General features: G+C 46.8%; 7 protein-coding genes. 4 read left to right on the top strand and 3 right to left on the bottom strand.

The window, feature by feature from the left end:
- The first annotated feature begins 4 nt into the window (after window positions 1–4).
- The gene (locus tag U9J37_RS19150; protein ID WP_005470006.1) at window positions 5–1,072 is read left to right on the top strand and encodes a YjhT family mutarotase; all 1,068 of its coding nucleotides are present in this window, start codon (window positions 5–7) and stop codon (window positions 1,070–1,072) included.
- A 158-nt stretch (window positions 1,073–1,230) separates the two neighbouring features.
- Window positions 1,231–2,991 carry an exo-alpha-sialidase gene (locus U9J37_RS19155; RefSeq protein ID WP_198135476.1) on the top strand — a complete coding sequence of 587 codons (1,761 nt, stop codon included), beginning with the start codon at window positions 1,231–1,233 and terminating at the stop codon, window positions 2,989–2,991.
- Between the two features lie 37 nt (window positions 2,992–3,028).
- Here the strand turns inward: U9J37_RS19155 and U9J37_RS19160 are convergent, their stop codons facing one another.
- Both U9J37_RS19160 and glgX read right to left on the bottom strand, forming a co-directional pair.
- Entirely contained in the window at window positions 3,029–4,795 is a 1,767-nt protein-coding gene (locus tag U9J37_RS19160; protein WP_005470025.1) for a sensor domain-containing diguanylate cyclase, read from the bottom strand.
- A 151-nt stretch (window positions 4,796–4,946) separates the two neighbouring features.
- A complete protein-coding gene (glgX, locus tag U9J37_RS19165; RefSeq protein WP_043886610.1) occupies window positions 4,947–6,893 on the bottom strand; it encodes a glycogen debranching protein GlgX in 1,947 nt (648 codons plus the stop codon).
- Between the two features lie 451 nt (window positions 6,894–7,344).
- Here glgX and U9J37_RS19170 point away from each other — a divergent pair, with 451 nt between their 5' ends.
- Both U9J37_RS19170 and U9J37_RS19175 read left to right on the top strand, forming a co-directional pair.
- On the top strand, window positions 7,345–8,685 hold the full coding sequence (locus U9J37_RS19170; RefSeq protein ID WP_005469992.1) for a carbohydrate porin: 1,341 nt from the start codon (window positions 7,345–7,347) through the stop codon (window positions 8,683–8,685).
- 75 nt (window positions 8,686–8,760) lie between these two features.
- A complete protein-coding gene (locus U9J37_RS19175; protein WP_043886609.1) occupies window positions 8,761–9,609 on the top strand; it encodes a MalM family protein in 849 nt (282 codons plus the stop codon).
- Between the two features lie 67 nt (window positions 9,610–9,676).
- On the opposite strand, the gene U9J37_RS19180 is transcribed toward U9J37_RS19175, so the two are convergent.
- Window positions 9,677–12,448: an amylo-alpha-1,6-glucosidase gene (locus tag U9J37_RS19180; protein WP_005470012.1), complete on the bottom strand. Its 2,772-nt coding sequence runs from the start codon at window positions 12,446–12,448 to the stop codon at window positions 9,677–9,679.
- Between the last annotated feature and the right edge of the window lie 255 nt (window positions 12,449–12,703).

Below are 12,703 nucleotides of genomic sequence, written 5' to 3' on the forward strand. Positions count from 1 at the left end.
TACAATGTCGTTGCTCATTGAAGATTTTCCACACTTGCCATTTGGGGTGAAAAACGGGGTAGGAGGTGTTATCGGCAACACACTCTATGCTGGTTTAGGGAGCGCAGGGAAGCGCCTATTTTTCTATGACTTAGATTGCCCTGAACATGGCTGGCAAAGCGCTGCAGAGTTTCCGGGAGTGGCTCGAAATGACGCGGCTTACACAGTGAGTAATGACAGACTGTATGTTTTCTCTGGAGCGGGATGTTTAAGTGCAGAACAGCCGCCAGTCGTGCTTGATGATGGTTATGTCTATGACCAGAAAATCGATAAATGGAACAAACTGACCACCCAAACACCAGTGGGTTTCTTAGGTGCTTCAGTATGCGAGCTAGAGCCAGGTCGGTTGGTGTTTTTCGGAGGCTACTGTAAAGAGACATTTGATACGTTTCTTGCGGCAATTTCACAGATTGATCCGAAGGCTGAACCAGAAAAACATCGCGCTATGCTAACGGAATTTATGTCTCGTCCGATTGAAGCTTACGGGTGGAATCAAGACATCTGGCAGTTTGAAACGACTCTGCAGAAGTGGTCGATCGTCGCGGACAATATTTTTCCAGCTAACTGTGGTGCAGGGATCGTGCGTCAGGGTAGCAGCATTACGCTTATTGAAGGTGAAGTTAAACCCGGGCTTAGAAGCTTAGAGACCAAGCGATTTGAGTTTCAATTACCACATAGCGTTAGCTCGACAAAATTACCTTCAATACAGCAAGCCGCTAACAATCATGAAGGCTTAGCCGGTCACTTCTGCGGCACGGTGAATAACCAGATTATTGCAGCTGGTGGGGCGTTCTTCATCGGCAGTCAACGAAATTTCCTGAAAGGGCAGTGGTACAGCCATCAAGGATTGACCAAACACTACAACAATCAAGTATGGCGATTCGATGGCAACAGGTGGCACCAAGCGACCTCAATACCTGAAGGTGTTGCTTATGGTGTGTCGATATCAAGCAACAATAAAATGTACATATTAGGAGGTGAAGGCAGTAAAGGACAAGCTCTATCAAGTTGTTACGCACTAACTTGGCGATAAGTTACCTCCCCCTATAGATAACGCTCTCGCCACAAAGAATAGTCAAAGACCAAACGATTCTCCTCTGCATCATATTCCAATGGTGTAGAGGCTTTTTACACCCTTTATTTGTCTTTGGCTTGCAGGTCGAACACCAAATAGTAAGAGGACATTCAGTAATGGAACAATTTCAAAAGAAGGGACTTTTGGCGGTAGGACTACTAACGCTTGGGATGGCTATCGCCCCAATGAGTGCCCATGCAGTTGCACCTAATTTGCGAGATGTAGTGGTATTCAAAGGTGGTGAAGGTGGAAGTAGCCACTATCGCATACCATCAATCGTTGTTGCTCAAGATGGGTCTTTAGTTGCTTTTGCTGAGGGCCGAGCTTCAAATAAAGATCCCGGTAGTGGCTATCCGACTAGCATTAAAAGTCGACGTTCCACTGACAATGGCGTGACTTGGAGTGATTATACCGTTATCCATGAAGTGGCTAATGAAGCCTATTCGGATCCTCGCCCATTTGTTGATAAGACGACTGGGAGAATGTTTGTTTTCTACACTAAGTGGGATAACAACTGTGCCCAAAACGGAAATTGTGTTCCGTTTGATGATCCTAAACACAAATTGTTTTATCGAACCAGTGATGACAACGGACAGACATGGTCCGCAGCGATTGATGTGTTAGATCAAGTGAAAGATGTTAACTGGATGGCGAATGGGACCAACAGTATTGATGGACGTGCAACTTGGTCTGCGACACCGTCACAAGCCCAGATCGATCAAGCGAATAGTGATGGTTGGAGTTTGAGTTGGAATTCCCGTGTTGCAGATGGTTCTTGTAACGTGCAGTACTACGGTAATGGCAGTAAACGTTTCTTAGCGGACCTTCAGGTCAATGCTGATAAATCAGTAAAAGCCGTGTTGTACTCTGACGGTGCCAATCTTGAGTTTCCAATGGACTTCGATATCTCCGCCTACCACGATTATAAAATTGTCGGTCAAGGTAGCACGGCTAGTTTCTATGTCGATGGAACTCTCGTAGCGACAAATTGGTCTGGTCAAAGCCATTCTAGTAAAACAGTGACGTGGGGGAATGGATGTTCATCGACCAAAGGTGCCTCTGCTTATCACACGATAGATTTTTCCATTGCAGACAATCAGCAGTTCTATTTTGATGCGAGCTTAATGGAGCGAGTCAACGGAACCATTATTAAACACCCTGCTGAACAAGGCTGGACGAAAACCAGTGCACGAAATGGTCGTGGTGATCCGGGGTGGAAGAGTATTAATGCTGGGCCAGGTCAGGGTATTCAGTTAACTAATGGTAGACTGATCTTCCCTGCCATTATATTAGATGCGTTTACTCAGTTGTCGGTCGTGTCTATTTACAGTGATGATCATGGCGTGACTTGGCACGCTGGGAATCAAACACCAACGTATGCACTTGAGCCAAGTGAAGCAGATATGGTTGAGCTAAATGACGGTAGGCTTTTGATGTCCGCGCGCAATGATGGGGTCACGGGTACTGGCAACTTCAACCGCTATCACTTTGTGAGTTCAGACCGAGGCGTTAACTGGACGATGATTGAAGAGGAACGTTACTCGGCAAATGGCGCTTTGTTTTTCAAATTAGATCAAGTGGATATTGGGTTACTGCGCTATGGAGATAATCGCGTCTTGATGTCAGGACCTCAAGGAAATTCAGCCGTGAGTTCTGACCGAAATGACCTTGCGATTTGGAGTGCGGTAGATGATGGTGCTGGCAACTATAACTTTACTCAGAGAACTCAGTTTAGAGATGGCTATAGTGCCTACTCTGATCTCATTCAGCTTCAAGACAAAGGGGCTTCAGGAAACGAAGATATTGGTGTGATTTATGAAGCGACATCCAGCACTGAGATTCGTTTTATGGTGATTGATATTGACAGTGTGAACTAAACGAAGAAGGGAAGTGCTTAGCCACTTCCCCTTTCTATTACGCACGAAACGTGTTGAGCACTACCTGATTCCGACCAAGTCCTTTCGCTTGATAAAGGGCTTTGTCGGCGCGGCCAATCGTCGTGTGTTGGCTATCTTGCGCTGAGGTAATACCAATGCTTACCGTGTACCTTACCTCAATCTCTTCATAGCTTAACTCGGTTTGTTCTACCACTTGCCTAAACAGCTCGCACTGTTCATAGGCATCGTTTTCATCATTGGCGTAAAACAAGACACAAAACTCTTCGCCGCCATAGCGAGCCAAACTTATTGCCCCGGGTTTAGGGAAACATTTCTTCATCAACTCAGCCGTATGGAGGATGACATGATCACCACATTGATGCCCGTGCACGTCGTTGATACGCTTGAAGTGATCGATATCGAGAATCGCTAGGTAGATGCCTTCTTTATCCAAGTTTGAATCAATTTTTTCACGGATCGTTAGCTTGTTATCTAGGTGAGTCATCACATCTTTACTGCGCAGCTTTTTGTGCAGTAATAGATTAGAAAGCGCCACTTCTGAGTAGTCACGAATCATGCGTAAAATACTTCGGTAAGTGGGGAAGGTTGCCGTCATGTAAATCACCGCAATTAAGCTGCCTTTATCGAACAAGGGGATGGTGTAATGTCGGCCATCGATCTTTAGTTTTTTGGCCAAAGGATCGGCGTAGCGCTTGGCGGTATAGCGTAGTGAGCTGGGTGAAAACCGATTGGCGAGATCTTTGTCTTTCAGAACGATGTGACTGTTTCCATGGTAATCGATAGTGCTGAAGTAACCGTAATCAGAGTCATAAAAACAGAGTTGGATCCCCTTATGATGGCAGAAGCGATCCAAGATAGCGCGCAGATGGTGCTTAAAATCTGGCAGGTCGTGCTTGTTGTTCAGATCGGCCAGAGATTGGTTAAGTTGATAGGTCAGATAGTTAAATGCGACGGCAAGCAACAACAGGGACGCAATCACTATCGCCGTTAGCGAAAACTGATACGAAGAGGACAAAACATCAGACCTATCCGTACCAGAGATAAATACCCATTGGTATGGGTTATCACTGTCGAATACAGAGAGTTTAAATTGACCTTTGTAGTAATACTCGTGCCGACCAAAACGTAAGCCGTTAGTGATCATTTCACTGATGCCCGCATGGTAGCTGACTGAAGGGGTGCCGATTCGTTGCGGATCTGGGTGAAAGACAAGTCTGCCCGTTGAGCTATCAACGACAAAAACATACCCATCGGAAAGTGTTCTTAGGCCACGCAGGCTTTGCGTGGTGTACTTGAGGTCAAACTCAATCCAGATTTCATTGAGGTTGTTTTGTTGATATTTGACGGCAAACACCCATTGCTCTGGCTGCTTTTCATAAACAGAAGAAACGGTAAATCTAGGGTCAACTTTATTCAGCGGACTCCACACCATAGTGGTGTTTTGCTCGGCCAGAGTTGGATTAAGTAACACCGAACGATATTGCCCAGTTTGATGATCGACGGTGATGATATCTAGGTAAGCAGGTGAATGCTCCAAGATGCGTTTTGCGGTTGAATCAAAGTCCTTGAGTGAGTCGGTATCATTGAGGAGATAGAGTTTACTTGTGGCCGCTTCGACTTGAGAAGAGATAAGATGAAATGCGGTTTTTAAGTTGCCAAAAGATTGCTGATAGGCACTCTTTTCGGATTGATTGAGCTGATGATAAGCCGCATAAATCATCCCTAAAACAAGAAGAATGATATACGGTCTCAGCGTTCGAATAAGTATTTTTGGTAACGCCATGTGTGCCAACTGATTGATACGGAATATATAGTAATTATGCCCGGTATACTAAACGGTATTAGCAAGCACATCAATGCATATTAATCCAGTCTATAACTGCATGGCTTTATAGAATTGAGCGATATATCACCATATCGCTCATTTTGTGTCTCTATTTTGAGTGGAAGATCGCTATGGACGCGGGGGCGACCAATACCTGTTTGTGATCTATTGATTGATGAAGATCATGTGAGTCGGTATTACAGATCATGGTCCATTCAGCGCTTTTTCTTTCTGGCAAGGTAAATCTGGCGGGTGCGTTGGTTTGGTTGATGCAGTAAAACAGCTCTGAGCCCTCTTCGCCGATACCCAAGTGGAGAGCCATCGAGCTGAGTCGGTTCCAGTCTTCATGCTCCATAAACGAACCATCGAGTCTGCGCCAGAATATTCGGTTGTCGTTGCGGTTTTCGCCGCTGAACGCACGAATAAAAGGCACCATATAATGCTGGCGAGCTTGGGTCATCTCCGCGAGCCATTGTTTGAAACGCGTTTTACGCTCATCCATCTGCCAGTCTAACCAACTCAGTTCATTGTCTTGGCAATAGGCGTTGTTGTTCCCTCGTTGCGTATGAGAAAGCACATCCGCGGTAAGAATATGTGGAATACCAAACGCAAATAGCAAACTGGCCATGAAGTTGCGTTTTTGTTTTTCACGCTTTTCTACGATGGTGAGGTTTTCCGTTGGGCCTTCTACACCATAGTTGTCAGAGCGGTTGTCGCCGTGACCATCACGGTTGTGCTCCCCATTGGCTTCATTATGTTTGTGCTTGTAAGAGACAAGATCTTGCATGCAGAAACCGTCATGGTAGGTGATGTAGTTGACCGTCAGTTTATAAGGCCAGTTCGCAGCACTGTACAAGTCACGTGAGCCCATAAGGCGTGTCGCAAACTCTTTGAGAAACCCTTGGTCGCCGCGCCAGAAGCTACGGGTGATATCGCGCAGTCGATCGTTACACTCGTTCCAGCCGAATGGGAAGTTGCCGACTTGATAACCGTTAGGGCCAATATCCCAAGGTTCTGCAATCAATTTAATTTGCTGTAATACCGGATCTTGAGCCACAGCCTTGAAGAAACCTGCGTCTGGGCTGAAGTGCTCTCCATGACGGCCCAGTGTGGCCGCGAGATCGAAACGGAACCCATCAATCTGATATTCATTAACCCAGTAACGGAGCGTATCCATCACCAGATTCAAGCTTGGCTGATAAGAAAGATCGACGGTGTTGCCACACCCTGTATAGTTAGCGTAGTGCTCACCGTGTTTCAGGTAGTAACGTTTGTCGAGCGCTTTTAGGTTGAATACCGGGCCATCACTGCCGCCTTCCGCCGTATGGTTGTAAACAACATCTAATATCACCTCAATGCCGTTGCGGTGCAGCTCGCGAATAGCGGTTTTTAGCTCGTTGACGGCATCTTTGTCGGCGTATCTTGGATCAGGCACCATAAACAAGTAGGGGTTGTAGCCCCAATAGTTAACCTTTTCCATCTTTAACAGGTGAGGCTCATGCATGCAGGCAGCCACTGGCAGCAGTTGGAGCGTGTTAATGTTTTGCTCTTTATAGAACTCAAGCATGGCGTCACTAACCAGCCCTAAATAGCGTCCTTGAGACTCAATTGGCAAGTCTGGGTGGAGTTTAGTCAGCCCTTTGACGTGTGTTTCAAACAGCACCATCTCATCACGAGGACGGTTTGGACGCTGAACCCCTTGCCAATCAAATTCGTCGGAGACAACCACACAGCGCGCTAACTCAAAGCTCTTCTCTGAATTAAAAGGCAGCGTGTAATGCAAAGGTTTTGCCAGCGCTTTTGCGTACGGGTCTGAGATTAAATGCGGCTCGCCATTGTGCTCGACAATATAGCCATACTGAGCGCCAGGCAGAATGCCAGGTACAAAGGTGAATTTTATTCCCGCGTATTCGCCATCGAGTTGAAACGTTTTAAAGTCACCGGATTGGTCGAAGATAGCTAATTGAATCGAGTCTGCATCGGGCGCGTAAATAGAAAAATTACACCCGTGTTCATGGGGTGTTGCGCCTAACGGATATGGATGAGAGCACTGCATGATCATTACTTACAAATATTGTGTTCTATATAGCGAAACTTAAGTAAATAGTGTTGTAAGACATTGGTCAAGCGCCTTGGATAAAATTTGTAAATGTAATTTTATTTCAAATTTGTGGCGAATTTAATTCAATTAGTGAGCAAGTTGGCATTTTGTTCTAAGAATAGTTTCTCCTACGAGGTATCCTCCTCCTAGATAGTGTGATTTAGGGCACTAATATATCATACGGTTAGTTTTCTCCTCCTTTCTCATCCCCCCAAAATTAATTTATTTCGGATGAAGTCGACCCTCTACTCCCCCTGTAATCTGGCCACAGTTGAAACAAATGAGGACAAGGTTTCACTTGAAGCTGAGTTCTGTCTTACCTCTATTTTTCGCGACCTGTTGCTGCCTTTCAGGATGTATCGAAATACGAGGCATAAGAATAAGAAACCCTAAACGGAGTTATATAATGAAAAAAGTAAGCGTGTTAGCGGCTGCAGTGGCGACTGCCTTAACATCGGGATTTGTCATGGCTGAAACAGACGTTGCGTTAGACGTAACATCAGGCGATTCAGCGATGGAAGTGGAAGTAGCAAACCCAACAGAAGTGATTTCTGATGGCTGGGAAGTGCATGGTTACATGTCAGCAAACTTCCGCATGAAAGATGGCGAGACGATCGATTCTGAGTTCGGTAAGCCAGATTACCACAGTGCAGGTACTTCAGGTCAAAGCACAAACCAAGTCGAGTTCACAATCAAGAAACACACAGAGCACAACAACGGTGTTTGGTCTGATTTCGTTGTTCGTTCAGAGTTCGGTAACGGTAACTCATTCGCTTACTCCTCAGAGGGTAGCCAAAAAGCGAACGACAAAGCGCAATTTGAGATTAAAGAAGCGTACGTTGAGCTAGGTGGCATCTCTTTCTTGGGTGACGATTCGTCTATCTGGAGTGGCCACAGATACTTCAACCGTTCAGCGGGTCTGCTTTCTGGTGAATTCTGGAACCAATCTTCTGGTCTAGGTGCGGGTTTCCAAACCAAACTTGGCGGTAACACCGCAGGTTTCGCAGTGATTGCTGCAGACACTAATGATGACATCAATAACGGCACTAACAGCGACCGCGAAACAAACGTTGCGTACAACGCTTACTACCACGGCGTTCAAGCGCTTGGCGGCAGCTTCAACTTTGATGTGAAATACATCACTCGTGCGAACAAAACGGATCCTGCAGCAGACAACGGCGTTGGCGCAGCAATTACCTATAACCGCGACTACTACGGCTTTGATGGTTGGAGCCAAACAGGTATTGCTTACGGTTACGGCGCAGCAGCAAACCGCGGTGTGAACTTCGGTGCGTGGAGCGGTGACAACGGCTTTAGCGATGATTCAAACAGCATCTTCCTAACTTCTTACGGTGTTGCGAACCTATCTGACTCTTGGCAGCTAGGTACAGAAGTTACAGCCTTCATCACTAACGAAATGTTCGGTCAAGAAGATTTGACTCGTATCCTTGTAGCAGCGCGTCCTTCTTACAAGATCAACGACAACCTACGTTTTGAAATGACAGGTAGTGTATCTAAAGAAACAATTGCTGATGGCGCAGCATGGGGTCGTCAAGACGACAACATGTACTACATGCTAGAAGCCGCGCTTCCAGTAACGGTTAACGCAGACTACTTCGGTCGTCCACAAATCAAGCCTTACGTGACTTACTACAACACTGAAGAAGAAAGTGCAGGTGGTATCGGTCTAGGTGGCACTGACGGCAAAGAAGTTATTGTCGGTATCCACACAGAAATCTGGTTCTAAGCCAGATAAACTGCAAGGCAGCCAATTGGCTGCCTTTTGTCATTTTAATAAAACAACCTTTAGTGAGAGATAATGATGAACAATAAACACTCTTTTTTAGCCGTTGTGCTAGGTGCTTTGCTAGCGGGTTGTGCGTCGAATACCCCGATTGATAAACAAGTGGCTGCGCCAACCAACGCTGAAGTTTGTTGCAGTGACTACTCTAAGTTCCCATTCGCTCAACTGGGCGACAAAGAATCGCTTTCATTCGAAATTAATCCTTCTTCCCCAGTCGGACAATTTGCTGAAGGCAACAGTTATTTTGAAGCGTTCCGTTTTAGTGAGCGCTCTGGACAAGTGCAGGTAACGGTATCGAGTTTAATGATTGATGACTCGGTATTCTCGCCTCAAGTCCAACTTCTAGACAGCAGTTTCAAGGTCGTAAAAACGTTGACCTTAGATGACTTCCAAGTGTTAGCGTCAAATGCGTTTACCCGCACTCGCTATGTCGCTAAGTTCCGAGCTAACGCCGAGAAAACGCCTTATTTTGTTATTTATACGCCAGCCGACACCTTGGGTAAAAGCGTCAAAATTGACCACCCAGCGAAAGTTCGTGCGCAAGAATTTGGCGAAGTTATGCCGATGGTGACTGACCCTGTCTACACCTACCAATTGGGAGGGGACATTGAGCTAGAGGTAGAAACCCTGAAGCTGCGTCCATTCCGTGCTGCCGCGTCCAGCGCCGCTGTCGTGACCACGGAAAAGGCGGTCACAAAACCGGTGATTCAAGCGCAGCCAGACACGCAAACCTACTACTACAATGCGATTGAGACTGCGGTAGCATCGGGTGATATTCCCAAGGCATTAAGCCTGCTTGATGAAGCGAAAGCACTCAATATCAAAGGCGCTCAGGAAGTGTTCGTCAAAGCGGTGAACGCAAAGTAGGCATCTAAACACTGATAATAAAAAAGAGCTCCTTGTTTGGAGCTCTTTTGCTATTTAGCGTTAGTATTTAGATGGCGTCTCTATCTTGCTGTAGCCCCTCATCTTTTCGCTTGTTGAAGAGATAATCGCGCTCATTCAACGAAGCAAAACTCGCTGAGTTATCCGGAGACGCGAACGCGAGTTTTTCCAGTGCCCAACGGTACTCGTTTTCTACCTGTTTCACGCTGGCGTGTGAAGAGATGTAAGTGCAGTTGCCCGAGAGATCTATGTGCAGTGTCAGCGGCGAAGACAAGTCGCTTGCTACCGCAATCACGTTGTTACCAACGCGGAATTTGAAATCAAGGTGAATATCCGCTTTCAATACCGCAGGGGTCAATTGGAAGCGGTATCCTTGTGCGTCTCGCTGATATTCAAATTGGAGTGCGTTGTTTTCTCCAAATGGCAGCCTTGCTTTAAAGCTCTGCCATTGCGACGGGATTTTGGGCGCAATTTCGATGCTATTGGCGATAAGTTTTGGCTTAAAGCCCAGATAGTCTTGCTGAGCGTTGCGGGCGAACTCGGACACTGACCACGCTTGGGCATAGGTGCCCGTTTCAACCAGTTGCTGCGGATGAGTCTGAAAGGCATCTAAGTTTTCACTCATGGTGCCACGATGACCCTGCTGCAAAATCTGTTTCGCGAGGTTTTTACTCAGTTGATACGCAAAGTCTTGTTGGTGGTAACGGTTTAACGCTGAGACAGTAAACCCTGCATTCCACCCCCAGATGGTGCCATTGTGGTAGGCGGCGTCTTTGTGATACTCGCTGCGATTGTCATGGTAAGGGTGAAAATCGGGATGTTGCTGATTGAGAGAACAAATCCCCCAAGGGAACAGCAGGTTATCGACGCAGTTTTTCACCATATGCTGGCCAATGCTAGGGGCGATAAGACTCTCTTGTTGTGGGATAGTCATCGCCATCAACTGATTCGGTCTGACACTGAAGTCAGGGCGATCATTCTCTTCTAGTCGATCAGCCAATTGCAGATGTTCCTCATCCCAAAACTTATCGATAAAGCTTTGTTTGGCATGTTTGGCGAGCGTATCGACATGCTCGGCAAATGTTTGGTCGTTGTTGAGAAGTGCGACTTGTTTTGCGACGTTTAGGCTTTCAAACCACAGGGCTTGGATGTCGTTGGCTTTTGGCCCTCGTGGCGACCACGGAATTTGGCCGTTGATCTTGGCGTCCATCCACGTATCCGGATGACGATGCTTCATCAAACCATCAGCATCAAGATAATGCGTCTCAACGCCAGAAATGAAACGTTGAATGACAGGGTAAATCCGCTTGGCAAACGCTCTGTCGCCACTGTAGTTGATGTACTCAAGGATCTCTCGCATCATCCAAGGTGTGCCGTCAGTGGTGTTGTAGATGATATTGGTTTTGCTGGTAACTCGGTTTGGGATGCGTCCATAGTTGACAGATTGAGTGTCCAACTGTTGCATTGAGGCAAAGTTTTCGATGATGGATTTCGCTTCCTCAAACTCGCCATTGACTAAGCTTGTGCCAGAGAGCGCGATGAAGGTGTCTCTTCCCCAACAATCTTTAAACCAAGGCAAGCCTGCCCATATGCCTGTGCCAAACTCATGGCTGACGAAGACTCGACTCGATAAACGAGCCCACATCACGGCGCGGTTGTATTCAAGGTCGTCTGTCCAAAGATAGCTGTGGGTGAGAAACTGGTAGATTCTCGTTTTATGCTGTTGAAGCGCATTGTGCTGGGCCGCTTGGCGGCAATATTCAATCGCTTTAGCTTTGCTGTGTTCAAAACAGAGATACGCCGTGAGTTCAACGCTTGGTTGAACACTGGTGATCATGATCTGGCAGTGTGAACCCGACAGGAATAAGTGCTGTTCCAGCTCTGGGAACTGCGTTGATGACACTTCCTCGATGGTTACAGGTTGATTGGCACTGATGGCGATGAATCTTGGGCTACCTTCTGGGCACAGTTCGGCGTTGATCGCTAACACGATCACATCGCCCTCTATTTCCACGCTGACATCATTCACGCCAACATTGAGCTCTGGAAGTACGCTCAACGGTTTTGCTTCGTTTGTGCTGACAGTGAGCGACGCCATTCGCTGCGCTTGGTGAAGGCTGAGTAAGTCTTTAGCGTTGTGGAACTGGTGCTCAACGCCATAAGGAAGCAGGCGTGCTTTGAGCGCGGAAGGTTTGATATTGAGCTCGCCATCGACCCAAGAGGCGAAACCGCCTAAGTACCAACCTTGATGATGACGATAGCGACCCGCAGAGACAAATTGGTGAGTTCGCCCTTCGTAGTAGCCATCGACGTTGTCGCCGAAGACGAACGGAAAACTGTCATCGTTTTCAATCGCAAGCGCATCGAAAAGAGTGGAGGGTTCAAGGGCGCCCTCTGCACAGAGGATATCGGATGCAGGTGCGCTCACACTGTTTAGTCGAGCACAAAGGCGATCGCGTTTAGATAGGGTCTGCTGGTTGTCTCCACCCGTTTGGATGGTCAGACTTGGCGCGTCATCGGATAGGTCAAGCAGAAGGGTAAATCGACCTGTGGCGCTTGGCGTAAACAGCAAGTCATTACCAATGCCGTGAGTTGTGAGAAGCGGTGTCGTTTGGTTTAACTCGACGGTGGTAGGGTCTATCTCATGGCCAGAAAGAGTCCACTGCTCAGTGCCATCCATATCGGTAATTTTGAAGCGATGTTGGTCTGCCGAGAAGACCACGCACGCAGAATATTGTTCAGCTGACAGTTGGGTGAAAGGTGTGTCTAACCCCCAACCGTTGAAAGTCCCTTTTAGATACAAATTGGGTAGGTTGTTCATGTTATTTTCTCAAATTCGCTTGTGTAATGCGCCATAGAATAAGAGCGCGTGTTGTGCTCCAACTTGTTGTGTCATCTCTTTTGGGCACTCGCTTAATGACGTCACAAAATGATTGATGGAATAGGTCTAATTTTAGTTGCGCAGTGGCGGAGATTGAAATTGATTAGCGCGTTAGTGGTATAGGTAAAGGCTATATCAGAGAGCTTGTCGGTGCGCTTTGCGCTGAATTGACTTATTTGGTTGTTGAATAAGATT

The sequence above is a fragment of the Vibrio sp. 16 genome, from assembly GCF_963681195.1.
GTDB lineage: Bacteria > Pseudomonadota > Gammaproteobacteria > Enterobacterales > Vibrionaceae > Vibrio > Vibrio sinaloensis_D.

What these genes read in the sequence shown, in the direction of transcription:
- U9J37_RS19150 (WP_005470006.1), top strand. Translation starts at nt 5, where the DNA reads ATGTCGTTGCTCATTGAAGATTTTCCACACTTGCCATTTGGGGTGAAA.
- U9J37_RS19155 (WP_198135476.1), top strand. Translation starts at nt 1,231, where the DNA reads ATGGAACAATTTCAAAAGAAGGGACTTTTGGCGGTAGGACTACTAACG.
- U9J37_RS19160 (WP_005470025.1), bottom strand. Translation starts at nt 4,795, where the DNA reads ATGGCGTTACCAAAAATACTTATTCGAACGCTGAGACCGTATATCATT.
- glgX (WP_043886610.1), bottom strand. Translation starts at nt 6,893, where the DNA reads ATGCAGTGCTCTCATCCATATCCGTTAGGCGCAACACCCCATGAACAC.
- U9J37_RS19170 (WP_005469992.1), top strand. Translation starts at nt 7,345, where the DNA reads ATGAAAAAAGTAAGCGTGTTAGCGGCTGCAGTGGCGACTGCCTTAACA.
- U9J37_RS19175 (WP_043886609.1), top strand. Translation starts at nt 8,761, where the DNA reads ATGAACAATAAACACTCTTTTTTAGCCGTTGTGCTAGGTGCTTTGCTA.
- U9J37_RS19180 (WP_005470012.1), bottom strand. Translation starts at nt 12,448, where the DNA reads ATGAACAACCTACCCAATTTGTATCTAAAAGGGACTTTCAACGGTTGG.